Source organism: Halomonas sp. KX33721 (assembly GCF_001596805.1).
Lineage (GTDB): Bacteria > Pseudomonadota > Gammaproteobacteria > Pseudomonadales > Halomonadaceae > Vreelandella > Vreelandella aquamarina.
In genome coordinates, this window is the sequence record NZ_LVIA01000015.1 from 17771 (window position 1) to 42480 (window position 24710).

Sequence of the window (24710 nt, forward strand, 5' to 3'; positions counted from 1 at the left end):
CGTTAAGGTGACGGCACATTACCGTCCGTCTCGACGTGACCATTTCGCTTTTAGCAGGATCGTGCCCCATGTACCGTTATGATATTCACGACCAAACGCTGGTTGAGGAGCGCGTAGCTCAGTTCCGCGATCAGATGGAACGCTACCAAGCTGGACGTTTGGGAGAAGAAGAGTTTCGCCCGCTACGGCTGCAAAACGGCCTGTATATTCAAAAGCACGCGCCCATGCTGCGCATTGCCATCCCTTACGGGATGCTAGCAGGCGCCCAACTGCGTGCACTGGCCGATATCACCCGCCGCTACGACCGCGGCTACGGTCATTTTACGACGCGCCAAAACCTGCAGCTCAACTGGCCTGCGCTGGAAGACGTGCCAGATATCTTAGCTGAGCTGGCCAAAGTACAGATGCACGCTATTCAAACCAGCGGCAACTGCATTCGTAACACCACTAGCGACCAGTTTGCTGGTATTGCCAACGATGAAGTGGAAGACCCACGCCCCTGGTGCGAGCTTATTCGTCAGTGGTCTACCCTGCATCCGGAATTCGCCTATCTGCCACGCAAATTCAAAATTGCCGTGAGCGGTGCTGCCCAAGATCGCGCGGCTATTCAAGTGCACGATATTGGCCTGCGCCTGTGGCGCAACGATGACGGCGAGCTGCGCATTAAAGTGCTGGCCGGTGGTGGTCTGGGCCGCACGCCCATGATTGGCGATGTGGTGCGCGAAGACCTGCCCTGGCAGCACCTGCTGACGTATCTTGAAGCCTGCGTACGGGTTTACAACCAGTTCGGCCGCCGGGACAACAAGTTCAAGGCGCGCATTAAGATATTGGTGAAAGCGCTAGGCATTGAAGAATTCCGCCGCCGGGTTGATGAAGAGTGGGCCTACCTGAAAGATGGCCCGCAGACCCTTAACCAAGCAGCGGTCGAGGCAGCCAAGGTGCACTTCCCTGAACCCGAGCGTCGCCCGGTAGCAGCGAGCGCCACGGAAGATTTCGACAAGCTACGCAGTGAAAACCGCAGCTTTGCGCGCTTTGTGACCAATAACGTGACCGACCACAAAGTGCCGGGCTACAAAGCCGTCACGCTGTCGCTGAAGCGCCGTGAGCACGCACCGGGGGATGTCACCGCTGACCAGATGGAAGCCGTTGCTGATTTGGCTGACCGCTACAGCTTTGGTGAAGTGCGTGTTACTCACGAGCAGAACTTGGTGCTATCAGATGTGCCGGTTGACGAGCTAGAAGCGCTGTGGAAAGAGCTGGACGCGCTCGGCATGGCCAACCCCACGGTTGGCACGCTGAACGACATTATCTGCTGCCCCGGTGGCGACTACTGCGCCCTTGCCAATGCGGTCTCTATTCCAATTGCCCAGGCGCTTCAAGAGCGGTTTGAAGACTTAGACTTCCTTTACGACCTTGGCCCGCTGGACCTGAACATTTCAGGCTGCATGAACGCCTGTGGTCACCACCACGTCGGCCACATTGGTATTTTGGGGGTCGACAAGAAAGGCGAAGAGTACTACCAAATCTCGATTGGCGGTAACTCCACCGATGATGCCTCACTGGGTAAAATCTTGGGCCCCTCTTTCTTCCGTGAAGACGTGCCGGGCGTGGTTGAGAAAGTGCTGGAAGTCTACGTGGCCGAGCGTCACGAAGATGAGCGTTTCTTGGATACTTATCGCCGCATTGGCCTAAAACCCTTTAAGGAGCGTGTTTATGCCCAGCAATGACACCCAAACCGAAGTGGTTGAACAAACCCCGGTTCATGTAGATCATTTAATTGAAAACGGTGAGCTGGCCGCTGAAAATGCCTGGTGTGTCTCATACGATGCCGAGGCGCTACCCGAGCAGCGCCCTGCGTTTGTTCCACTGGCGCTATGGCAGGCGAACCAGGACGACAACGAACTCGCCCCCCTGCTCACGAGTGACACTGAACTCACTACCGAGCTTGGCAGCACGTTGAAAGGCGCTTCTGCCATTGCCGTAGACTTTCCGGCATTCACCGATGGTCGCGGCTACACCATCGCTCGCCTGCTGCGCGAGCGTTATGGCTATACAGGCGAAATTCGTGCGGTTGGCGATGTGCTGGTGGATCAGTTGGATTACATGCGCCGCTGTGGTTTCTCCGCCATGGCACTGCGTGATGACCAGCATCCAGAGGATGCCCTTCGCGCTCTGAACGCCTTTAGCGTACGTTACCAAACCGACGTTGAAGAGCGCCAAGCGCTATTTGAAAAGCGTTTAACGGCTAGCCATTAAACCGCTCTACTGCACTACAAACGCCGACAGGGGCCAGCCCTTGTCGGCGTTTTTGGTTTAACCACGCCGTTTCTGCTGGCGCTCGCGATTATTGGCTTTGGCGCGATCACTTTTACGCAGCATCACCCAGGTTGCGCCTAATCCCCCTTCGGAGGGCTGAGCCGATACATAGGCTTGCACCTCATCAAACTGAGTGAGCCACTTGGCAATATAAGAGCGCAGTACGTTGGCCGGGCTATCCAGCTCCCGCCCACGGCCGTGAACGATTAATACCGAGCGCAGGTCGTGCGCATAGGCCTCTTGGATGAAGGGAAACAGCATTCGCCGGCACTCTGCCAGCGGGCGCCGTAGCATGTGCAGTTGCGCCTGCACACTGTAGCCACCGTGCTTTAATTTATCGACGACCCCTTGTTGAATGCCCTCTCGGCGAAACTCAATAGGATCAAACGGGGGCAGCAGATCAACAAAGTCGTCGGATAAAAAATTACGCTCATCTAAGCGCTCTGCAGCGCTTTCACGTCTGGCCAGCTGGGCTTCTGAGGGCCGTTGACGTTGGGGGCCTGTGTCTGCACGGTTACGCTGGGGAAGTGGCTTCACATCGCCAACGAGTGCGCGGAAATCCATCTCATCACGAAGTGACTGGCTCATAACAGGCTCCTCCGATAGGGTCCGATGCTTAGTCTGATGCCTAAGCGACGATGCTTATCGTAGCAAAATCACCGACACTGCTTAAGACTTGTCTTACGGCGGTCAGTTCTTCACCCTAGATAGCCATTCGTTGCCTAGGACATCAGCATGATTTGGTTAAAGCGGTCAGTGGTAGTCTCGCTACTCTGCCTAATGGGAGTGGCCACTTGGCTATGGTTGACCATGCTTAGCCCATGGTTCTACGAACGCCCGGAAGAGCTGCCGGACATCGAACAGCGCACGCACCAGGTCTTTGTTTATGGCACGCTACGTTACTTGCCCATTCGATGGGTGGTGATGGGCACCTCAGGCTCGCCTAAGCCTGCCCGCCTAGACGGATTTGAACGCCAAGGGCTGGATCTTTCCCGCAACGCAGACAGTCATGTCGATGGCCTACTGCTGACCGTTTCGCCCGAGGCCTTGCAGCGGCTGGACCGCTACGAGCGGCTGGGCATTCGCTATGAACGCGTTGAACAGACACTCGCGGATGGTAGTACTGCCTGGGTATACGTGCGACTCCCCATGGTAAGTGAGCTCGACATCCACCCTCCTGCCCACCGGATAGCTCTGGTAACATACGACTAGTTTTTTGTGGCCGTAGAGTCCCACCGACGGTCGCCACCCCTACTGTTTAGGACACGCCATGAGTGAAGCCACGCCGTACGTATTAATTCTGTATTACTCCCGTTCAGGAGCCACTGCAGACATGGCACGCCAACTAGCTGCGGGCGTTGAAAGCATCCCTGGTATTGAGGCGCGCTTGCGCACCGTGCCAGCAGTGTCGCCAACCTGTGAAGCGGTGGATCCAGAGATCCCAGAGGAGGGGGCTGTTTATGCAGACCTGGATGACTTGCGCCACTGCAGCGCGCTAGCGTTAGGTAGTCCGACGCGGTTTGGCAATATGGCAGCACCGTTAAAGTATTTTCTCGACACCACCAGTAGCCTCTGGATGAACGGTGCGTTAATTGATAAACCCGCCAGCGCCTTCACCTCCACGTCCAGCTTGCATGGCGGCCAAGAAAGCACGCTATTGACGATGCTGGTACCGCTACTCCATCACGGCATGGTGTATGCGGGCATTCCCTACAGTGAAACCGAGCTGCTGAACACTCAGCACGGCGGCACGCCTTACGGGGCTAGCCATGTGTCAGGGGCGCGCAGTGATCGCCCGGTAGACGAGCACGAACGGGCTCTGTGCAAGGCACAAGGTAAACGGCTCGCGAAACTAGCGCTGGCAATGCACAAGATGCGCCTGGAGGAAACACCATGAGGCAGTGGTTAGAGGGGCTTGAGGAGAAACACGGGCTCGATAAATTAACTCGACAAGCACGACAGTTAGTAATCATCAGCTTTGTGCTGCTACTGCTACTGGTGATTTATCGTGGATTCTTTGTACAGGGCGATACGTTTAACTGGCGGCCAGTCGTGGCGTTTGTGCTTCCACTGGTGCTGTTCTTGCCGTCTATTATTGGCCAGAGAGCTCGTGGGCACGCTTGGCTTGCGTTCGTCAGCCTGCTCTACTTCACCCAAGGCGTTATGTTAGCCACGTTACCGGGGCAAGGCATGCGCGGCGTTCTGGAGGCCTTAGTAGCTCTGGCGCTATTTACCGGCTGCATGGGCTATGCGCGCTTTCGTAGCCGCCAGCAGCGCCTTAACGGCTAGCCACTGCTAATAAAACCAGAGCCAGCCACTCACGCCTGCTGCTACCAGCAACGCGCCAATCGCATAGCGCCTTTGTGCACGGTAAGCGGCAGGCTTTTCATCCGCTGGCGCGTTTGAAAAGCGCTTCATACCCGTCAGCATAGCGGGTACTAAGCGCTCGCCCTGCAGGGTATGCCAAACCAAACCCACCAGATGCAAACCAATCAATATCAGCAACAGGTCGCTATTCAACGAATGCAGCCGGGCCAGCACGTCACCTACTGATGGGCCCAAAAGCCCATACAGCGGTGCCTGAAAGAAAATATCGTCGCTCAGAAATAGTCCGCTGAGCGCTTGAAAACCCAGTGACACTAGTAGTAGCACCACCATCCACCCGCCTACCGGGTTATGGCTTGCATAGTGCGGTGCACGCCGTGTCATCAGCGCTTTGGCGTACCCGGCCGTCTTCTTCGGGCCGTATAAAAAAAGTGCTAAACCGAGCGTAGGGCGAGCCTACCAACCCCCAAATAAAACGAAATACCAACAGGCCAATAATGATGTAGCCTGACTGAGCATGCACTTCGATAGGAAATAAAAACGGTTGCCCCGTGGTTTTGGTGGTGTAAAACGAAATCACCACCGCCGCCAACAGGGACCAGTGAAACAAACGAATTAACTTATCCCATACGGCTATGCGTGTCGTGCGACTCTGCATCAAGCTATCCTCTAACGTCATACTGGTAGAGTTTCTCATTTATTGCTGTGTTCTCATAGAACGATTCAGCGCGCCTGCTAACGCTTTGCTACTGCTCTTATCGTTTGCAACCACAAACCGAACAACACTTGAGCTTTATCGGTAGACCAGCGAATATGACAATAATGCAACTTATCACTGCAAGGGAGCTTCACCGATGACACGAAAGATTGCCGACGTCAGGCGTGACTATGAGGGTGGACGTTTAGAAGAAGCGCAAACCCCAGATAACCCGTTTGTCATGTTTGATGAGTGGTTCAGCTTAGCGCTGGAAAGCGAAGGCAAGGATGGCAATGCCATGACCCTCGCCACGGTGGACAGCCAGGGTCGTCCTCATGCACGCGTTGTGCTGCTTAAGGGATTCGATGAGCAGGGCATGGTGTTTTTCACCAACTACCATAGCTATAAAGGCAGCGAGTTAAACAACGTGCCTTATGCTGCCTTGACGTTCTGGTGGCCCTCCTTATCACGCCAAGTACGCATCGAAGGCCCAGTGGAGCAAGTGTCTGCAGAAGAGTCAGACGAGTATTTTGCCAGCCGCCCGCGCGGCAGCCAGTTAGGGGCTTGGATCGCGACCCAAAGCGTGGTCATTCCAGATCGCAACTGGATTGAGGAGCGTCAAAAGCGCTTTGAACAGGCTTACGAAGGCCAGGATATTCCGCGCCCTATCCATTGGGGCGGCTACCGAGTAAATCCTGAAATGATCGAGTTTTGGCAAGGGCAACCCAGCCGTTTGCACGACCGCCTGCGCTATGAGCGCCGTGATGGCGGTGAGTGGAGCCGGTTCCGTTTAGCGCCCTAATCATCTAGCGCGACATGTCATTCAACAAATGGCCTGCCGGTATTCCAGCAGGCCATTTGTTTGAGCGTGGCTTAGGCTTAATCCGGCTGGCTCTCCAAGCGGTGCCGTTGCCACTCGCTGTCGGGTTCGTTTAGCCGTAACACTGCATCAATCACCTGCTCTTCCATGTTGTACCGACAGCGGAAGCCAAGGTGCTTCATCAGTGCCCGCATCGGGTGGTTATCCACCATGATCTTGCCGATCATTTCGAGCGTGCCGATGCTGGTGCAGTAGTCGATCATCTTCTTCATCAGCAGGCTGCCAATGCCCAGCCCCTGAAGATCATCCCGAATGATAATAGAGAACTCAGTGCGGATATTGTCTGGATCATTCCAAACCCTCACCACTCCCAGCATCTCCTTACTGCCATCATCGTGCTGATGCTCGGCAATAAATGCCATTTGCCGGTCATAGTTGATATGCGACAGGATGGAGAGGTCCCGCTGGGTAAGGTTCGACTTGTTGTGGAAGTAGCGAAAACGAATGCTCTCTTCCGATAGCTGGCGGTGGAAGGTAGTAATGAGCGGAGCATCCTCGGCGCGAATAGGCCGCACCTCCACCTGCCAGCCGTTATTGAGTGTGACCCACTCCCTGAGCTCTTCCGGGTAAGGCATGATCGCAAAGCGTGCGGGGTGCCCCAAATCCATCGCAAAATCGACTGCCAGCATGCCGTCACGGTTTAGCAGCAGCGGGTTGAGCTCCAAACCACGCAGATCCGTCAGGTCAGAGGCCATTTGTGACAGCTTAACCAGCAGTTGGCAAAGGTGCTGAATATCTCGCTCGGGGTCGGCAGAGTGCTCACGAATCAATGACGCCGCATGAGTGCGGCCCACTACATCTGAGGCGAGGCTCATATTGAGCGGCGGCAGCGCCACTTGGCGGTCGGCAAGTACGTTAACCTTGTAACCGCCAATACCGAAGACGATCAGCGGCCCAAACACGGGGTCCCGTGTGATGCCTGCACAAATTTGCATAGAGTGTTTGCCACGCTGCATGGGCTGTAAGCAGTACTCACGAATGGCGTGTTCGGGAAATTTCTCTTGTACTTTATCGCCTAACCGCCGCACACCCTCAGCGACTTGCTCCGGCGTTTCCAAGTCTTGCAGCAGCCCAGCGGAAATTTTATGCGGGTGCTTGCGATAGCGATAAGGCCGGCAGTTACCCTCATGAACCACTTTCAGCGCCTTGGGCCCCGGAAAGCGCTCGGCGACCACCAAAGCCTCTTCTGGCGAGTGCACATAGGCGCTGGTGGCGGTAGGAATGCCGTAAGCCTCCAACACTTGCGCGGTTTCAGAGTGGGTGAGTGTCTGCCTGCCCTGCTCTTTTGCCTGCTTGATCAGTGCTCGGCATTCTGCACGTATTTCCGGGCTGGTAGAAAACGGCAGGCTGGGGGGGATTTCATGCAGCAGCGCCTGCACACGCTGGTAATCCACCATGTGCATAAACGCCTTCACTGCCTTTTCAGGCGAGGTATAGGTGGGAATCCCTGCCAGGTTGCAGACATGGCGAGCATTTAGCGCTTCTTTCAAGCCCATCCAGCTAGTGAGTAAATTACGCTTAAAGGTTTTACGGTGATCGATCAGCGCTTGGGCGGTGACCTGGGAAGGCGCTAACCTCGTGGGGGCATGCACTACCAGCACGGCATCCACATTAGGGTCAGCGGTGACGATTTGCAGCGCCTCCACAAAACGCTCTGGCGTCGCGTTACCGCCTAAGTCCACAGGGTTTTCACCCGGCTTACTCATATCCACTTGGCTTTTATGCAGAGCCGCCTGGGTGTCTGGGCTGAACTCAGCGAGCTTGCCACCCGCGCTAATCAGCTTATCGATGGCCAGCATGGCAGGCCCAAGCCCGTTGGAAACAATCGCCAAACGGTCGCCGTGTAGTGGCTTCATGCGTGATAGCGTCTCCAGCGCATCGAGCATTTCATCCGAATCGTTTACCCGAACCACGCCTGCACGGGCGAAAGCAGCATCGAACACCACGTCGCGATTGGCGATTCCCGGTGTAGGGGGCATGCTGGAAATATCCGACTGCGGCGTGCGGCCGCTTTTGATCGCCACCACCAAACGGTTACGGGAAGCATCCCGTACGGAGGTCATAAAGTGCTGGGCATCCGTTACCCGCTCCAGGTGCAATAAGATGGCCTGAGCAGGGGAAAACTGGTTCACATAGTCGATCAAATCAGGCAGCAGGACATCAACGCTGTCCCCTACGGTAATCAAATGGGAGAAGCCAACATCGCGACCCGCTGCCCAGTCGATCATCGCGTTGGCCAGCATCCCTGACTGGCCTAGGTAGGCGACCCTGCCGGCTTTAACCGGCTGGCTGGCGTAGGAGGCATTGAGCTTTTTGCCGGGCACAATCAGCCCCATACACTCCGGACCAAGCACACGAATGCCTGACTCCCGGGCAGCTTGCAGCATGCGTTGACGAATAGAGCCTTTACTGCCCTCTTCACGGTCAAGGTAGGCCCCACCAGAGAGCACCAAAGCGGCTTTTACGCCAAACTTTCCGAGCTTTTTAATCAGTTTGGGGACGCCCTCAATAGGCGAACACACTACTGCAAGGTCTGGCACTTCCGGCAGCTCATCAACCGTACGCACACAGTCAACGCCAAACACCGTCTCGTAGCCCTTGAGGTTAACGGCCCAGAGCTTACCTCTAAAACCACCCTCTTGAAGGTTGCCCAAAACCAAACCACCCAAGGACTCAGGCTTTTCAGAGGCACCGAACACGGCCGCCGAACGAGGTTCGAAAAAATGATGCAAAAAACGTGTGCTCACGAATGTGCCTCCCCTGGAGTGAATGACTACTGTGTACGACTTATTGACACTGTCGCGCAAGTCCCCGTGGCGATTAAGGTAGCTTTATTGTTATCGGAGCGCTTGCATGATCACTGCCTACCTTACCCACCCCGACTGCGCATTGCACCACATGGGGCCAGAACACCCTGAAAGCCCACTGCGGCTGGAGGCAATTCGTGCGCGCCTATCACTCTCTGGGCTATTGCAGCAAACCATGCAAGCCGATGCGAAAGAAGCCTGCGATGTGGCCTTGGCAAGAGTACACCCCCTTCGCCACCTAAATGCGCTGGAAAAGTGCCTTCCCAAAGAGGGGATTGTCACGCTGGACAGCGACACTATGATGAACCCAGATAGCCTAAAAGCCGCACGAGTAGCCGCAGGTGCAGTCGTGCGTGGTGTTGATCAGGTGTTTAAACGCCAGGCAGATAACGTATTTTGCGCCGTTCGTCCGCCTGGGCACCATGCAGAAGCTGCGGATGCGATGGGCTTCTGCTTTTACAACAACATTGCCGTGGGAGCCGCTCACGCAAAGGCCAAATACGGCGCTAAGCGCATCGCCATTCTCGATTTTGATGTGCATCAATGTAACGGCACTATCGATATTTTTAAAAATGACCCCGAAGTACTGATTTGCACTAGCTTTCAGTACCCCTTCTACCCGTGGCGTTACCTGCGCAGCGAATGGCAGAACGTAGTGAACACGCCGTTAGAAGTAGGCACGGCAAGTCAGGAGTACCGTCGCGTGATAGAGCATCAGTGGCTGCCCGCACTGCACGCGTTCAAACCCGATCTCGTGATGCTATCGGCAGGCTTTGACGCACATAAAGATGACCCTATGGGCGACATCTGCCTAGAGGATGAAGATTTCTACTGGGTAACACACTTGGCTATGGAAATCGCGGCGCTCTACGCCGATAACAGAGTCGTGTCTGTGTTGGAGGGTGGCTACAACCCCACGTCATTGGCTAGCGGTGCCGAAGCACACCTGAAAGCGCTCTTGGGCCTGCCCTTCAACAATGTTCCCTAGCCGCACCCGCGGTTAGGGAGCTGTGGTACTATGCAGCCACTATGTTGGCCTCCATTCTACGTGACCGTTATGACCGCCACTTCTGAAGAGCACGCAGCGCTGCGCATCGCGTCAGGGCGCAAACCTTTTGTCGAGCCGTTACGCCTGGGCGAGCGCCTCAAGCAAATTCGCCTTGCCAATCAGTGGACGCTGGAAGATGTGAGCCAGCGCACCGGCATTGCTCGCTCCACGCTCTCCAAAATCGAGAACGATCAGGTGTCGCCGACGTTTAGCGTGGTGCAGAAACTGATTAGTGGTCTCAATATCGACCTGCCCCAACTCTTTACGCCACCCAAACGCGAACGCTACACCATGGGTAGGCGCGATCTCACGCGGAAAGGAAAAGGGCAGTTGCACCCTACTCCCACCTACGAGCATGAGCTGCTGGGCCATCAGCTTGCGCAAAAGCGCATGATTCCGTTTAAAACCATCGTACGGGCGCGTAGTTTCGAAGAGTATCACCAGTGGGTGCGTCACGATGGCGAAGAGTTTTTGATGGTGCTGCACGGCGACATCATGCTTTATACAGAATTTTATGCGCCGCTGGTACTGGCCGAGGGCGACAGCATCTACTTCGATAGTGACATGGGCCACGCCCTAGTCTCTACCAGCCAAGACGATGCTGTCGTGCTATCGGTGTGTACCCGAGGGGATTTGGTTTAGCGCTAAGGTTGCTTACTACAAGCAGTTCGTCGGCTTCGGCAACCCAGCAATACGAGCCAAACGTTTCGGCGGGCTGCCGGGAAATAGGCTCATTAAATAGACCGAGCGCCCTTTTTCCTCACCTAATGCTTGCTTGGTGGCTTTGACTAGCGGTCGCATCGCTGGTGCCATTTCATAGCGGGCATAAAAATCCCGCACCACGCGAATGAGCTCCCAGTGCTCCTCTGTAAGTGTTAGCTCTTCATCCTTAGCTAACAAATCGGCAACCCCCTCGTCCCAGTCCCCTTGCTCTACTAAATAGCCCTCAGGGTCGAGTTTGATTTGTTTATTAGCATCAAGATAACGGTATAAATTTTCATCACTCATTGATTTAGTACCATGACAGAATCTTAGTATGCTGCTCAGTCAGTTCGACAAAGCCTTCCATATCCACCAGGATTGCTTGGCTATTGAGCGCAGCTCCGCTTAAGCCGCGAGAAGCCGCATCCTCTTTTAGCACACACACGCTCACATCAGCCGCCGCATCCCAACCTTGCCAATCAGCATGCAGTAACGCCTGCACGGCATCTTCAATCAGCAAAATACCATCGCCCTCCGCAACGATAGAGAGCATCTGCGCGGCCGCTTCGCTGTGCGGGGGCTTGTTCAGAATATGTAACATGTCGCTGCCCGTTTAAAAATTCATGACATAGGAGTAACGCTGTACCAATGCGGGTAAGGTATCGTCGGCCACCACCGTGGCCCCATCCACTAGTTGGGCTGCTTGCAAGTTCAACGCATCCAGCGCGCTTTGAGGCACTAGCAGCTGGTCGATATCATACATCTCCAGCATATCAATGGTCGGTAGCGTTGCCTTTTGTCCTGGCGCACCGGCTGCCTGCTCTTTGAGAAGCGCCAGCACTCCCTGGCCAAGAAACAATAGACTAACCGTTTGGCCAAAAGCCGCAGCGACCAGCGCTACATCTAGCCCTTCTCTCAAGGCATTGGAGCTATAGGGGGCATGGCGAATAATCACTAGCCGCTCGTGTTCATGACTCATTGGGCGCTCTCCTAGGCAAATGTGATTAAACGGTCACAACGCTGCTGAAGCGTCAGCAGTTGCCCTAACCCGGTTAACTCAAATGGCGTATCCAGATTAAAGTGCGTTTGCCCATGGCGTTTTGCCTCAGCTTCACTCATTACGCCACGGCGCAGCGCCGCCGCAATGCACACGTCCAGCATCACGCCATGCTCATGATGCAGCGCTATCCAAGCGTCGCGCATGTTGAGTTCATCCTGCGGAGGTGTCATTAAGCTGGAGGCGTTATGAATCCCTTCTTGATAGAAGAATACGCCCGCCACTTGATGGCCTCGGCTGATCACTGCTTTAGCAAAGCGCAGTGCCGAATGAGGTGCCGCACTTGTGTAGGGGGCACCCATGACTAATAAGCCGTACTCCATTGCATCATCTCGTGCCAATTCAACGAAAAAAAAACAGACCCTACTGAGTAGGGTCTGTCATTGATGTCACTTCGATCAAGTGATCGCGTTCTTACTACCCAATCAATCGTTGCTCATGATGCCCAGAATAGACAGCAGGCTGACGAACAGATTGTAGATAGAAACGTACAGCGTCACGGTAGCGAGGATGTAGTTGGTCTCGCCAGCGCGGTGCACAATTTCGCTGGTTTGATAGAGAATCGCGGCAGACGCAAATAGCACGAAGCCTGCAGAAACCATCAGCGACAGCGCAGGAATGTTGAAGAAGATGCCTGCAACCATCGCCAGAATCAACACGATGGCACCTGCCATCAGGAAATTGCTGAGGAAGCTGAAATCTTTCTTCGTGGTCAACGCAACCGCAGAGAGGCCAATAAACGTCAGGCCGGTCATAGCCAGCGCATTCATAATCAGCGCACCGCCATTAGGCAACGTTAGGTACGCAGAAATAATTGGGCCCAGGGTAAAGCCCATAAAGCCAGTAAACGCAAAGGTCGACAGCAGTCCAACTGCGGAGTTAGCTGTTTTGTGAACCAGGAACATCAGGCCATAAGCACCGATGAAGAATACAAAGATATTCATCTGCTGGATGCCCATCGCCACTGAGGCACCCGCTGTAACTGCGGAGAACAGCAGCGTCATTGCCAACAGTGCGTAGGTATTGCGCAAAACCTTGTTAGCACTGGCACCGCTCACCGCGCTATGGGTTTGCGTTCTCGCCATATTCGAATCGTTAAAAGCCATGTATCTATGCTCCCTAGTAGTCATACTATCAACGGACAAGCATGCCGTTACCTAGTTCCAGACGCAAGTCTTTGTCTTCCACGCAATTCGCACGTTTTTACGCATCTCCTCTCGGCATGCTTTAACTCCCACATCGACTTGGACACTACAATGCGCTTTAAAATCCCCACTCCCCTCTCAGTAACGGGTATTTCTACACTTTCTGCCCTTACCTTTTCCACCTTATTACTTTCCACAACGGTCTATGGCTATACCCCTAGCGGCAAAGACATCACTTACGGCCTGAATGGCGAGAGTTTTGAAGGTTATTTGGTCTCCGCTGGAGAAGACGCTAAAGGCAGCGTGCTCATCGTGCCTCAGCGCTGAGTAGCTCGCCCCTCAAACGGCAACCGGCTGCCAGCCTTCTGGCGAATAGCGCTCAAGGCCGTTATCCCCCATCCGGGTGAGCCACAGCCAGCGGTGGTTGATTAAATCGGCCACCACCGGCTGGCGTTCAATAATCGCTTCGATGCGTTCTCTGGGCGCGTCGATCACCACGGTTAAGCGCAACGGCTCGTGATGAAGCTTCTCGCCATCGCGCAGCGACTGCTCCGGCAGGCCAATGCGCAGTTGGGGCGAATTACCTTCAATAACGCCCACATGGCCACCCACCACTGAATGCAGCAGCTTATTGCCAGCGCCGTACAGCCCAGGCACCACGGTAGACGCGTAGTACTGCAGGTTGATCCAACTGGCCACCAGCATCGGTGCCATCATCAGCCCTTCTAACACCTTGCCTTCTGGATCTTGCTCTGGGTGGTAGTCGTGCAAGAACGCGCGCCCTTCCAACGCTTTCCCTTGGGTACGCGCCCGTGGCGCTAAAATAAGCGCGGCGTTATTTACCAACCCCCACTCAGGCCGTGGTTGCGACCAGTCGGCACCGCGCGTAGCGAAGGTTTTCAGGCGCTCAATAGGGTCGGCGTCATCCACCCCCAGGTCAGGTGCCCGCTCTAGACGAGTAGCCTCACCCGCCACGTGTACACCGCTTTCAAATGCGGCCAGCGCGTCTTCTAGCGCTTCGGGCATCTGCTCATCCCGATAGACGTGCACGCGGTCGGTGAGCGTGCAGTGGGTGGCGGCCAATACGTGAAAAGGGCTGGGCAACGTCATACCTGCGTGTTGTACGGCCTGCTGTACTTCCGGGTCGTTCAGCAGCGCAGCGGCCACTCGCGCATTCATGCCGCCGCCCTGCCCGCCGCAGGCCCCGCAGGTCAGCCCGGCGTGATGCGGGTTGTTTTCGCTTTGGGAGTCGTGGCCCACCAGCACCAGCAGCGACGCCGTGGGGGTTCCCAGCAGCGTTAGCAGGTTTTTCGCCAGCGCTATTTTTTCATGGCGGGCAATTGGCTCGCCGTCGTAGGTGTGAAAAAGCCCGGCGGGCGCTTCGCACTGGGGCACGGTTGCCTGTTTACGCAGGCTGTCTTTGATCAGCTTCCAGCCCCAGGCAATGCCGGTTGTTTCCACCAGAGTGAAGGTTGAAAGCGGCGCGTACTTCGCGTGGCGCACGCTTTGGCGCTGGCTCTCTTTTTGATAGCGCTGAACGCCCCGCTGCTGCGGCTGCAAAGAGCCCACCCGATAAGCAGGTTTTAACAACCCCGGCACGCGGGGCTGGGCACGCTCAGGCCCTGTAGCCGCATCGGCCACCGGCATAGCGAAGAACCCCGCGACGCCTAATGTGGCAACGGTAGGGGTGGCCTGCTCTAAATGGCGACGGAACCGCTCAGAGCGTACATCGATACAGAACGCAGCCTGTACCTTGGGAGCGGAGGAAGACTCGGCACTCGGCGCGGCTAACGTTATGGCTAGCGCCCGCTGATAGCCCAGCTCATAGGCATGCTGCCAACACCACAGCGCCTCATGCGCAGAAGTAATGCCCGCATCGGCGGTTTGCCACTGGGCAAACCACTCGCTCTGTTGGATGCTGGTGAGCTGGTCAACGCCTATCCACTCCCATGCCAGTACCATGGCAGCCAGCTGGGTAATGCCCGCCTCTGCCTGCTGGTGGGCGGTATGCCAACCAATGCCTTGGCACCAGGAAGCCCAGCCGTTAATCCGTAACAACAGGGTGTGGGCCAGTACTTCAAACGCTTCTGGGGTGAGCGCCCAATCCTCAGCTATTTGCTCAACCGCTGCTGTGGGGTCATCTGGCAGAGCTTGTAACGCCTGGCGCTGCGCTTTAGGCCAGCGCAGATCGTGTTGTGCCGACGTTTTCCAGAAGTGATAAAGCGAAGGCACAAAACGGCTTGCCCAGCGCTGTTGATGGTGATCGAAGTAGCTCGCACAGCTCTCCGCCAGCGGTTCAAACCCGTCATGCCCTGCCAGGGAATCCCAGGCGCTGCGTAGCGGCGTTACCGGCTTTGGCGGTGTTGCCAAGTAGCTCACTAAGCTCTGCTCGCTATAGGCGTAGCCGCCTTGGCGCAGCACCTGCTGCAGGTCTTGCGGGGTAATCCGGCCCGATTCCCAAGCATTACGATAAAACTCGGCAGGCATGGTCATCGGCTGCCCGGCCCGGCGGCTGAGCGCTTGGCTCACCTGCTCAATGGGCTGATGCTTCAGGCCCCACCAGGGGTTGACCGCAATCCACTGGTCCAGCGGCCACACCGGGGCAATGGCGTCGGTCGCGCGCTTTAGCGCATCGCGATACTGCTCTGGCGACGGCACTGACGAATGGTGTGAGGATGTGTCTACGGCAATAGGCTGACTCATGACCACTCTCCTTTTAAACCAGGGGCAAGCGATGAAGGACGCGACCAGGCACGAATGGGGGCTACCGCATCCACCGCACGCTGAAACGGCAGTGCCAGGTAAAGCCCCTGGCTAAAGTGAACGCGCCAGCGGGCTACCCAGGCAGCCTGAGGGAACAGCGTGACGGCTCCAGCGGCCAACACTAGGCTTGCCAGCATCAGTGTCCCTAAAAGTCCTGCCGTGAGTGTTAAGGGCGTGTAGGCGCTGGGCAGTGCAGGTGCCAGCACGCTGTGTAGCAAGGCATACAACGGCACCAGGGCAAGCGCCATCCCTACCAGCGCTAAACGCTTGGGTTTGGCGGTGCCCACCGGCATGCCCAACAGCGTGCTGCCCACCGCCAAGCTAAGCAGTGCACCCAGCAGCGGATTATGGCTAACCAGCGAGGGCCACAGCATCAGTACCATCGCCGCGACAGCGGCCGCAGGCAGCACAAGAGAAAGACGCTGACGCAGCGGTGCAAGCGGCAGGCGCTCACAGCGCGAGGCCCTCACGGTACGGCCAGACGCCAAGAAGGAGTGAGCTTTGTAAAGCGAGTGCGCCAACAGGTGAGCCAGCGCCAAGGTGTACGCCCCTACGCCAATTTCAAACAGCATAAAGCCCATTTGCGCGCAGGTAGACCACGCCAGAGCATGCTTGACGGAGGTTTGGGTCAGCATCGTCATCACCGCGACCAGTGCGGTAAAACCACCCACCGCAATGAGCAGGTAGTGGCCCAGCGTTAGGCCATCAAACACCGGGAACAAACGCAGCCACACAAAGCCCCCCAGGTTAATCACCCCCGCATGCAGCAGCGCGGAAACCGGTGTGGGGGCTTCCATGACTTTGATCAACCAGCCATGCATCGGCACCTGGGCGCATTTGCACAGTGCCGCGATGGCCAGCGCCACTGAGGCGGCCTCCACCTGCCAGCCGCTAGAGGACGCCGCAGCGGCCGCAAACAGCTCAGGTAGCTGAAAGGTACCGAAACGTGCATATAAAAGCACTACCGCTACAACCAGCGCCGCATCGCCTATACGGCTAACCACAAATTTTTGCCATGCCGCCCGTTGGGCTTCCACACGCTCAGGGTAGAGCGTTAATAAGTGGTGCAGCGCCACACTCACTCCCACCCAGGCAATCAGCATCACGACCAAGTGATGGGTAAAGACCAGCAGCATCACGCTTGCCAGCACCACCAAACACCAGGGCAAAAACCGACGCTCGCCACGGTCGCCCTTTAGGTAGTTCTCTGCAAAACGCAGCAGCACCGTGCCTAACAAGCTGATCAGTAGCGCCATCCACACGGCCAAACCATCCGGATACAAGCCCAGCGGCTGAGCGGCTTCGGGCAGGCCGGTGGGTACACCCAACGCATCCAGCACCAGCAGCCCGCCCACCGCTAGGCTCGCGACCAACGCGCTTGCCGTTAACCAACGGCCTATTTGCCAAGCGCGCTGCAGCGATGCGGGCGTGCTGGCCCGTGCGCTGACGCCCGCCATCACTAACAGCGAAACCGGGACCAGTAACCACAGCGCTAGCAGTGATAGCACCGTTATGTTGATAAAATGTGGCATAGCCTTTCCCCTTCAGTCGTATGCCACAAACTATGCCCAGCTCGCCACCATATAAAAAATAGTTTATTTTTCAATAATCGTTCTTTAAAACAGAACGAATAGCCAACACGCAGCCTGAGGCCCCTCTGCCATGAAGCTCAACTACCATCACCTTTACTATTTTTGGCAAGTGGCGAAATCAGGCCACCTGACCCGCACGGCCGAAGCGCTGCACGTGTCACAGTCGTCGCTTTCCCAGCAAATTCGCCAGTTAGAGGAGCGCCTGGGCCAAGCGCTGTTTATTCGCGAAGGGCGGCAGCTGCACCTTTCCGAAGCAGGCAGGCTGGCGTTTGATTACGCGGAAACCATCTTCACCCAAGGCGAAGAGCTGAGCGCGCTGTTTGCTGAAGGCGGTCACGCCCATCGCGAAGTGGTGCGCGTCGGGGCAGTGGCCACGCTATCGCGCAACTTTCAGGAAGGATTTGTACGGCCGTTGCTGGGCCGAGACGACCTAGATTTGATACTGCAAAGCGGTGGTCTGGATGACCTGCTAAGGCGGCTTTCGGCCCACAAGCTAGACGTGGTGCTCTCGAACCAGCCGGTGCGTGGCGATAGTGAACACCCCTGGCGCTCCCAGCGATTAGCGCGCCAGCCGGTAAGTTTAATTGCAGCGCCCCACCTCTCGCCGCCCCCTGCTTTTCCCAAAGGCTTAAACGGCCACGCGTTTATTCTGCCTGGGGTTGAAAACGCCACTCGCCACGCCTTCGACCAGCTGTGCAGCCACTACCGACTAACGCCCAAGATTGCCGCCGAAGTCGACGACATGGCAATGATGCGCCTACTGGCGCGGGACACGCAGCACATTGCCGTTATGCCCCCCGTGGTAGTACGTGACGAGCTGCACAACGGCACGCTAAAAGATTACGGCGCGCTGCCCGGCGTATGGGAAGAATTCTACGCCATTACCATTCAACGCCGGTTCGAGTCGCCTAGCTTGAAAGCGCTGTTAACACGCACGGGGGAATCGCTGCTGGATTGAGCCAGAAGTGAACGTAACGCAATTCGCTAAGTTTGGCTAGGAATCGTGAACAGCTTAATTGGCATCAAAAAAACCCGCCGAAGCGGGTTTTTAGGCACTATTTACGTCAAGGTCTTTCCCAAAGCATGCTCCCTGAGGGATCGTCCAGTCGAAGCACCTCAATACTTAGACTGGCGTCATCGCCAATCGATGGGTTACCCCATGGGCCAGTGCTATCGGGCGCTAAATTCCATTCCAACGTTTCGCCCGGCTCGATACCGCCAGAAATGGTGTAGTAGAACATCTCGTCGACCCAAGGCACCGAACGACCTGGGCTTTGCAATACACCTCGGAAGTGCGCCCTCGCGACTGGCTCGCCAGTGTTGTTGGTCACGCGCAACGTTATCACGGGAGCAGCATTCAACGAGTCATCTTCAATTAACTGGTACTCGGCGCTTTCGATAACGAAGCGGTCCAGCATTTCTTGCGCAATGGGAATGTCAAGACCGTCAGCCTCTTTGCTTTTCTCGGGGAGCTCTCCCGCGAGCTCGAGCACCTCAGGGCCTCTAAGGCCGTGCAAACTGCGACGAGCCTCTGTGGCCATGGCTTCAAGTTCATCATCACTTAGCTCGCTGATCTCGACAATCGTCATCCCTTGCTGAGATCGACGCATCAACAGAGCTTCGATGGCTTCGTTAAAGCGCTCTGCCTCTGCTTCATCTAACGAGGCACGAATTTCTTGAAGTGACCTGTCGAAATAGCGCGGGTTTGAGCCATCAATGGTCGGATCTGCATGAGCAATACCTGACATGGCCAACGCTATCACTAGATCAGGAATCCCCTGCCCTGGTACTGTGATCACTTTTATCGTTGAATCGGTTAATATACCCGCCCGAGCGTTACAGCCGCTCAAAAATGGACTGATTAACGGCTCCTTAGAAAAAATCTTTGGTAATTTCGAACCGCCTCATTTTGCATATTGGAGGGAAGTAGTGAAAAAGCTAATGGTAATTGCTGTATCCACGGCATTTTTAACCGGGTGTGCCACCAAGGTTTCAACAGACCTTACATCCAACCCCAACGTTGTCATTTCAAATATCGGAGCAAATAATTGGCCTGCATTTGAGCAAGTGAGGTTCTCCCGTTCATCAACGCTGGAAACTCATGCTGAAGCGTGCATGCAGAAAATCACTGGCACTTCCCCTGCAAACATCCGGGATGAATACTCAGTGACGGCTAAAACAGTATATATATCTGAAGGCATGAAGAGAAGCATTCCCTTCCAATACAGTCTCACGCTAACACCAGAAGAAGGAACGTATCTTTTCGAAGATATCAGGATACATGAGGGGGAGCTTGGCGGTCCTCTTCCTGCTGGCAATGCATTCAACGGAGAGCAGGCATATGCGCAGATGGAATCAATTGTAGAGCGCATACAGGATTGCCTTTGAAGCCTAAATTCAGTCGTTGAGAAACCTCTTGTTCGGCAGGTGCTGACAGGAACCTTCTGAAGAGAGTAATGCGCTGGGATAAAGATTTATGATGAAGAAATTGTCGGGTCCCGTGTGATTAACCACCCGTTTGGTAAATAACTCAGGCCGCTTGGCCTGCCATTCCTTCATCGCCGTGATCGGCGATTGATGATGCAGCGCTTTCTGCGGGATATGGTGATTATACAGCCAGCAGTATCGCTTGAGCGTCTGCTCGAGGTATTCGCCTGTAGTGTAGCGCCGGGCCGCCAGCACGTCGCTGATACGGCCGTTGAAGCGCTCCACCATCCCATTCGTTTGCGGCCTTCCCGGTTTGATCAGGCGGTGCTCGATGCCGTGGGCCAGGCACTCCTGATCGAAGGGATGGCGCCCGCTGGGCTTGCGCTCACCTGCCCGCGTGAAGCGATCCGTGAACGACTTGCCGTTGTCGGTCAGCACCGTCTGAATCTTGAAGGGCGCCCTCTTCTCCACCTGCTTCATAAACGCCCGAGCATCCTCCGCGGACTGGCTGCCTCGGACCTCCAGGTAGACCCAGCGTGTCGCACGGTCGATGGCAACGTACAAGTAGCGCTTCTGCTCCTCGTCGGGCATCTGAGGCAGGTGCTTGATGTCAATATGCACGTAGCCCGGCTCATAGTCCTTGAAGGGCTTGTGCCGGGGCTTCTCGTCGCCACCGGCATCCTGCCGCGCCAGTTCCGCCAGCGTCGGCACCTCACGCCGCTTGAGCATGCGATGCAGAGCGGAGCGTGACAAGCGAGGATTCAGGAACTCACGCGCCACGACGAGGAGATCATCCAAGCCGAGACGCAGGAACTCACGAGCCGTGATCAGCACTTCCTCCTGCTCAGGTGTGAGCGTGGCCAGGAGGTTGTGACGGGTATGCGGTCGGTCATAGACATCGTCGCGGTAACGCCATCGCCGGATGGTCGCAGTAGCGACACCATACTGCCGGGCCAGCTCGCTATCCGTGAGGCTGGAAGGCGCTGCCTGGATCTCGGCACGGATCTTCGGTGTCGTCGTCGCTTGCTTATGCAGCTTGATGTTCATGAACCTGTTCCCGGATGAATTGCTGAAGAAGCTCCCTGGCGGCTAGCAGAGGATAACTCCTATAAACGATTTGATCATCCGGGACCCTATAATTATATCACAAAAAACTAAACCTTGAAAGACTTTCAATATAAGTTGAAAGTCTTTCAAGTCTTGTTCTTCATATTTCTCGCAAAACTGCTAGAAAATGATTTTTTTCAAAAACGACCTATTTATATAGTCTTCTATGCTGTGAAAATCTTGTAAATCTTTCAGACAGTCTTGAAAGTCTTTCAAGTCATGATTTTCATATGTCCCGCGAAACTGCTAGAGAAATGGATTTTTTCACAATCGACCTATATTTATAGTCTTTTATGAGCCATTTTTTTTTATTGAAAACGACACCAAGACCGCTATCGCGGTCATTTTTTTTGTTTTCGACCCTACCGCCCTGCGGGCTCTCGTTCGCTTCGCTCACTCACCTCCCGCCCTTCGGTTGGGGTTATTGAGCAAGCAGGAATTGGCTTTCTCTGTCGTTAGCCTTTCGGTTTCGTGGTGGTAGCGACCAAGCCGGGCTACGGCTAGAAGCCTCCAGAAGCTCGCCTGAGCGGTTTTGTGTGTGAAGCGGGCAGGGTTGGTCTAGGAAACGGCTCAGAACCGCTTTTAGACGGGGGAGATTTTGGGACAAAAGATTGGGACAAATCGAACAAAAAAAGCCCGTAAGTCATTGACTCACGGGCTTTTTTGATAATGGCGGAGGGACAGGGATTCGAACCCTGGATAGGCTATTAACCTATGCCGGTTTTCAAGACCGGTGCATTCAACCGCTCTGCCATCCCTCCGGCTTATGGGTGCGTATAATAACAGCTTCCCCTTGTAAGTCAACGCCTTTTGAATAAATTAGTAGAGTCTTAAGCCGACGCGGGTTATCTCACCACCTTCCATGTCACTGACGACCCAATGAATGCCGTGCCAATCAACATCGTCACCTATGACCGGGTGCCCGCCTACGCGGAGGGAAATAAACTCCGCTAGCGTCATGTCCTGCTCGCCAGGGCTTAAAGTTAAGCCGTAGGCCTGGGCGATGTCTTGCATTTGGGCATTGCCATCTAAGGTAAAGGTACCGAAGAAAGCGCGCTCTTGCTTGAGCTTGGCATCGCCATTGAACAAGCGATTCAGGGCCACCAGGTCTTCACTGCGACCAATCACGCAGACCACATCCCCCAGTTTCAGTCGGGTGCTGCCTTTGGGGTGGAGCATGACATGGTTGCGGAACAACGCCGAGATCAAGGCGCCGGAGGGAAACCGCAGCAGCCGGATAGGCACATCGTCCAGGTCCTGGTTTTCTACCGTGTAGACGAACATTTCAAAATCGTTTTCCGGCAGGATGCCCAGTGGACCGCGACGGTTGGGCATGGTACCCGCGGGTACTTCTACTTTCAGCCAGCGGGCCATGAGGGTGAGAGAGCCGCCTTGAATCAGCAGCGACATCAGCACCACCGCAAAGGCGACATTAAAGTAGAGCGACGCGTTTTCGACTCCGCCAATCACTGGAAAAATGGCGAGCACGATCGGAACGGCTCCGCGCAGGCCGACCCAGGCAATGAAGAGGGTTTCGCGCCAACGGAATTTGAAAAAGGGTTTAATGCTAATCAAGACGGCCAGCGGGCGAGCAACGAAGATCAACGCCAACGCAACGAAGCCAGCGGGCAGGGCCACGTCCCAAAGCTCGCTGGGCGTCACCAGCAATCCCAGCACCAAGAACAAGCCAATTTGGCTCAACCAGGCCAAACCATCGTGTACGGGCAGGATGAAATTGAGGTGGCGGCCTGGCTGATTACCAATCATCAGGCCCGCTAGATAAATCGCTAAAAAGCCGCTGCCTCCCAGCACGCTGGTCAACCCGAACACGCTAAAGCCAAGTGCCAGCGCCAGCATGGCATAAAGACCAGGTGCCAAGTCCAGCCAGCGGAGCAGTTTAGCGCTAAGCCATCCGCCCCCAATGCCGACGGCCAACCCAATACCAAACTGAGAAACAAAGAACAGCAACGTTTCGCTGACAGCGCCGATGTCACCGACCAGCAGCTCTACCAGCATCAGTGTTAGAAAGATCGCCATCGGGTCGTTGGTACCCGATTCGATTTCCAGCGTCGCCCCTACCCGTTCGTTAAGGTTCACTCCCCGTCCGCTTAACATGGAGAAGACCGCCGCAGCATCGGTAGACCCGACGATGGCACCTACCAGCAGCCCTTGCACCAAGGAGAGATCAAATACCCACATGGCAATGACGCCGACGATGGCACTGGTAATGAAGACACCGAACGTCGCCAGAGAGAGCGCAGGACGAAACCCGACTCGGAACGTTTTAAGACGCGTGCGCAACCCACCATCGAGCAGAATCATGGCGAGCGCTAGATGGCCGATCGTAAAGGCCATGGAATAGTCATCGAACTCGACGCCTAGCAGGCCTTCCTCTCCGGCCAACATCCCGAGGCCCAAGAAAATCAGCAGTATCGGTACGCCCACCATGGAAGAGAGACGACTCGCGAGGATGCTGAGCGCCATTAGGGAACCACCCACTAGGAAGAACGTATAAATTGCGTCCATGTCTCTCCATCTCTACATTAATGCCGTTCTATTATTGCATATCGTTGCTGAATTTACTGAGCGTGTTCGCTAGGTTTATGCAAGGGACTAGCCAGATGCTTTGCCTGACAGCTAAACTCCGCCGTCCTACCATCGGGAGTTGAGGTTATGTTGAACGCTTTTTGGCGTGAACGTTCATTTCTAGCACTGTCATTGTTCTTTTTTTTTATTATTTTCATTTTCAGCAACTTACGCAAACGAAGAGCGTGATTCAGGAAACCTCGACGCCCCTCTTTCTTTAGAAAGCGATGTAGCGCTTCCTGAAGGGCTGTGGCCCGCAGGCGATAACAGCGCAGCTGAAGTGCCTGAAGAAGCGCCCAGTATGGCGGTGATTCCCCCGTCGCCTCTTGACCCGCCGCCGCTGAAACAGCTCACACTAATGCTAGACTGGTACTTAAGCCCCCAGCATGCCGCCCTTATCGTGGCGAAAGAGCGGGCCCTGTTTGCCGCCCAAGGGCTTGAAATCGAGCTATTAACCCCAGCCGACCCCTCCATTGCGATTAAGCTGCTGGCGGCCGGAGAAGTGGATTTAGCGCTCACCCGCCAGCCGCTGCTACATTTACATGCCCACGATGGCGCGCCAATCACACGCATCGCCACGCTGATAGAAACGCCGTTAAATGCAGTGATCGTGGCAGGTGAAGCGCCAGCACCAGCAGCGGTTGCCGACGCCCTAGCCGATTTACACTACGGTTATTCCACCCGCGAGGGGCGTGATGTGTTAGTGGAACAACTTCTGCCCCGTTCAGTGCGCCAAGTCGATGACTTCGTTGCGCCTGAAAGCGTCCATTTTGATGCCGCCGATGCACTACGTTCGAGCAGAGTCGACGCCGTGGCGGATGGTTTTTTTCATACGCTGCCCCAGCAGCTCGCCTCCGATGGCATCGTCACTCATACCGTGCGCTACAGCGACATCGATATCCCGCGCCACGATGGGCTGATTCTATTAGCCAATAGCGACTCCGTTGCTCGTCAGGCCACCACCTGGTCGCGGGTGCTAATCGCTCTGGAAGAGGCCAGCAACTGGATGATTGAGCACCCCGAAGAAGCCTGGACGCTGCTGGTCACAACACACCCCGTACTGGATAACCCCATCAATCAAGAGGCGTGGGATGACCTGCTCCGCCGCGTTGCGTTAAGCCCTGCGGCACTAGACGAGCGGCGCTATGCGGCGTTTGAAAGCTACTTGCAGAGTGCGGGCGTCACAGAAAATTCAATTCCCGTCACGCGGCTGGCGGTGAACCCCCACTTACTGATGGAGCGCTAACCCGCACGCCGT

The 24710-nt window shown here is 55.6% G+C and carries 26 protein-coding genes and 1 tRNA gene; 12 read left to right on the forward strand and 15 right to left on the reverse strand.

Going from position 1 to position 24710, the window contains the following annotated elements; translation table 11 throughout:
- Positions 1-68: 68 nt before the first annotated feature.
- Both A3220_RS06070 and A3220_RS06075 read left to right on the forward strand, forming a co-directional pair.
- On the forward strand, positions 69-1727 hold the full coding sequence (locus tag A3220_RS06070) for a nitrite/sulfite reductase (protein ID WP_062373774.1): 1659 nt from the start codon (positions 69-71) through the stop codon (positions 1725-1727).
- Positions 1714-2256, forward strand: a complete 543-nt coding sequence (locus tag A3220_RS06075; RefSeq protein ID WP_044629120.1) for a DUF934 domain-containing protein — start codon at positions 1714-1716, stop codon at positions 2254-2256. The genes A3220_RS06070 and A3220_RS06075 overlap by 14 nt, the downstream gene beginning before the upstream one ends.
- Before the next feature lie 57 nt (positions 2257-2313).
- Here the strand turns inward: A3220_RS06075 and smrA are convergent, their stop codons facing one another.
- The gene (gene smrA / locus A3220_RS06080; protein WP_044629121.1) at positions 2314-2904 is read right to left on the reverse strand and encodes a DNA endonuclease SmrA; all 591 of its coding nucleotides are present in this window, start codon (positions 2902-2904) and stop codon (positions 2314-2316) included.
- A gap of 147 nt (positions 2905-3051) precedes the next feature.
- Here smrA and A3220_RS06085 point away from each other — a divergent pair, with 147 nt between their 5' ends.
- The 3 genes from A3220_RS06085 to A3220_RS06095 are packed head-to-tail and all read left to right on the forward strand — an operon-like array spanning position 3052 to position 4605.
- Complete coding sequence (locus A3220_RS06085) at positions 3052-3528, forward strand: gamma-glutamylcyclotransferase family protein (RefSeq protein WP_062373776.1); 477 nt, start codon at positions 3052-3054, stop codon at positions 3526-3528.
- A 58-nt stretch (positions 3529-3586) separates the two neighbouring features.
- A complete protein-coding gene (gene wrbA, locus A3220_RS06090; RefSeq protein ID WP_062373779.1) occupies positions 3587-4213 on the forward strand; it encodes an NAD(P)H:quinone oxidoreductase in 627 nt (208 codons plus the stop codon).
- Positions 4210-4605 carry a DUF2069 domain-containing protein gene (locus A3220_RS06095; RefSeq protein ID WP_062373782.1) on the forward strand — a complete coding sequence of 132 codons (396 nt, stop codon included), beginning with the start codon at positions 4210-4212 and terminating at the stop codon, positions 4603-4605. The genes wrbA and A3220_RS06095 overlap by 4 nt, the downstream gene beginning before the upstream one ends.
- Positions 4606-4611: 6 nt before the next feature.
- Here A3220_RS06095 and A3220_RS18275 read toward each other — a convergent pair whose 3' ends face one another.
- Positions 4612-5025: a cytochrome b/b6 domain-containing protein gene (locus tag A3220_RS18275; protein ID WP_354702727.1), complete on the reverse strand. Its 414-nt coding sequence runs from the start codon at positions 5023-5025 to the stop codon at positions 4612-4614.
- Entirely contained in the window at positions 4991-5299 is a 309-nt protein-coding gene (locus A3220_RS18280) for a cytochrome b/b6 domain-containing protein (protein ID WP_354702728.1), read from the reverse strand. The genes A3220_RS18275 and A3220_RS18280 overlap by 35 nt, the downstream gene beginning before the upstream one ends.
- Before the next feature lie 196 nt (positions 5300-5495).
- Here A3220_RS18280 and pdxH point away from each other — a divergent pair, with 196 nt between their 5' ends.
- Entirely contained in the window at positions 5496-6140 is a 645-nt protein-coding gene (pdxH, locus tag A3220_RS06105; RefSeq protein WP_044629125.1) for a pyridoxamine 5'-phosphate oxidase, read from the forward strand.
- A 77-nt stretch (positions 6141-6217) separates the two neighbouring features.
- Here the strand turns inward: pdxH and A3220_RS06110 are convergent, their stop codons facing one another.
- Entirely contained in the window at positions 6218-8965 is a 2748-nt protein-coding gene (locus A3220_RS06110) for a bifunctional acetate--CoA ligase family protein/GNAT family N-acetyltransferase (RefSeq protein WP_058577926.1), read from the reverse strand.
- Positions 8966-9071: 106 nt separating this feature from the next.
- On the opposite strand from A3220_RS06110, the gene A3220_RS06115 reads away from it, so the two are divergent.
- Both A3220_RS06115 and A3220_RS06120 read left to right on the forward strand, forming a co-directional pair.
- Positions 9072-10013, forward strand: a complete 942-nt coding sequence (locus tag A3220_RS06115) for a histone deacetylase family protein (RefSeq protein ID WP_062361180.1) — start codon at positions 9072-9074, stop codon at positions 10011-10013.
- A gap of 69 nt (positions 10014-10082) precedes the next feature.
- Positions 10083-10715, forward strand: a complete 633-nt coding sequence (locus A3220_RS06120) for an XRE family transcriptional regulator (RefSeq protein WP_044629172.1) — start codon at positions 10083-10085, stop codon at positions 10713-10715.
- Positions 10716-10730: 15 nt separating this feature from the next.
- Here A3220_RS06120 and A3220_RS06125 read toward each other — a convergent pair whose 3' ends face one another.
- The 5 genes from A3220_RS06125 to A3220_RS06145 form a co-directional block, all read right to left on the reverse strand.
- Complete coding sequence (locus A3220_RS06125; RefSeq protein WP_062373784.1) at positions 10731-11081, reverse strand: TusE/DsrC/DsvC family sulfur relay protein; 351 nt, start codon at positions 11079-11081, stop codon at positions 10731-10733.
- A gap of 4 nt (positions 11082-11085) precedes the next feature.
- The gene (tusB, locus tag A3220_RS06130; protein ID WP_044629129.1) at positions 11086-11376 is read right to left on the reverse strand and encodes a sulfurtransferase complex subunit TusB; all 291 of its coding nucleotides are present in this window, start codon (positions 11374-11376) and stop codon (positions 11086-11088) included.
- Between the two features lie 12 nt (positions 11377-11388).
- Positions 11389-11754 (reverse strand): sulfurtransferase complex subunit TusC, encoded by a 366-nt coding sequence (gene tusC, locus A3220_RS06135; protein ID WP_062373786.1) that lies wholly within the window; start codon positions 11752-11754, stop codon positions 11389-11391.
- Positions 11755-11765: 11 nt separating this feature from the next.
- Positions 11766-12155, reverse strand: a complete 390-nt coding sequence (gene tusD / locus A3220_RS06140; protein WP_062373788.1) for a sulfurtransferase complex subunit TusD — start codon at positions 12153-12155, stop codon at positions 11766-11768.
- A gap of 102 nt (positions 12156-12257) precedes the next feature.
- The gene (locus A3220_RS06145) at positions 12258-12938 is read right to left on the reverse strand and encodes a Bax inhibitor-1/YccA family protein (protein ID WP_062373791.1); all 681 of its coding nucleotides are present in this window, start codon (positions 12936-12938) and stop codon (positions 12258-12260) included.
- Between the two features lie 150 nt (positions 12939-13088).
- Between A3220_RS06145 and A3220_RS06150 the strand changes: the two genes are divergently transcribed.
- A complete protein-coding gene (locus A3220_RS06150) occupies positions 13089-13304 on the forward strand; it encodes a hypothetical protein (RefSeq protein ID WP_044629133.1) in 216 nt (71 codons plus the stop codon).
- A 12-nt stretch (positions 13305-13316) separates the two neighbouring features.
- Here the strand turns inward: A3220_RS06150 and A3220_RS06155 are convergent, their stop codons facing one another.
- Together A3220_RS06155 and A3220_RS06160 are read right to left on the reverse strand one after the other, a co-directional pair.
- A complete protein-coding gene (locus A3220_RS06155; protein WP_062373793.1) occupies positions 13317-15680 on the reverse strand; it encodes a putative inorganic carbon transporter subunit DabA in 2364 nt (787 codons plus the stop codon).
- On the reverse strand, positions 15677-17272 hold the full coding sequence (locus A3220_RS06160; protein WP_084812752.1) for an NADH-quinone oxidoreductase subunit L: 1596 nt from the start codon (positions 17270-17272) through the stop codon (positions 15677-15679). The genes A3220_RS06155 and A3220_RS06160 overlap by 4 nt, the downstream gene beginning before the upstream one ends.
- Positions 17273-17402: 130 nt before the next feature.
- Between A3220_RS06160 and A3220_RS06165 the strand changes: the two genes are divergently transcribed.
- Positions 17403-18290 (forward strand): LysR substrate-binding domain-containing protein, encoded by an 888-nt coding sequence (locus tag A3220_RS06165; RefSeq protein WP_062373796.1) that lies wholly within the window; start codon positions 17403-17405, stop codon positions 18288-18290.
- 106 nt (positions 18291-18396) lie between these two features.
- Here the strand turns inward: A3220_RS06165 and A3220_RS06170 are convergent, their stop codons facing one another.
- Entirely contained in the window at positions 18397-19080 is a 684-nt protein-coding gene (locus A3220_RS06170) for a DUF6694 family lipoprotein (protein WP_062373799.1), read from the reverse strand.
- Between A3220_RS06170 and A3220_RS06175 the strand changes: the two genes are divergently transcribed.
- Complete coding sequence (locus A3220_RS06175; protein WP_062373802.1) at positions 19079-19720, forward strand: hypothetical protein; 642 nt, start codon at positions 19079-19081, stop codon at positions 19718-19720. The genes A3220_RS06170 and A3220_RS06175 overlap by 2 nt on opposite strands.
- Before the next feature lie 9 nt (positions 19721-19729).
- Here the strand turns inward: A3220_RS06175 and A3220_RS06180 are convergent, their stop codons facing one another.
- The 3 genes from A3220_RS06180 to A3220_RS06190 all read right to left on the reverse strand — a co-directional run bounded on the left by A3220_RS06180 (position 19730) and on the right by A3220_RS06190 (position 23392).
- On the reverse strand, positions 19730-20806 hold the full coding sequence (locus A3220_RS06180; protein WP_062373805.1) for an IS481 family transposase: 1077 nt from the start codon (positions 20804-20806) through the stop codon (positions 19730-19732).
- A gap of 730 nt (positions 20807-21536) precedes the next feature.
- Positions 21537-21627, reverse strand: a tRNA-Ser gene (locus A3220_RS06185).
- Positions 21628-21685: 58 nt separating this feature from the next.
- Positions 21686-23392, reverse strand: coding sequence for a potassium/proton antiporter (locus tag A3220_RS06190; RefSeq protein ID WP_062373809.1), 1707 nt, complete (start codon positions 23390-23392; stop codon positions 21686-21688).
- A 361-nt stretch (positions 23393-23753) separates the two neighbouring features.
- Here A3220_RS06190 and A3220_RS06195 point away from each other — a divergent pair, with 361 nt between their 5' ends.
- The gene (locus tag A3220_RS06195; RefSeq protein ID WP_252860424.1) at positions 23754-24698 is read left to right on the forward strand and encodes an ABC transporter substrate-binding protein; all 945 of its coding nucleotides are present in this window, start codon (positions 23754-23756) and stop codon (positions 24696-24698) included.
- Positions 24699-24710: the final 12 nt, after the last annotated feature.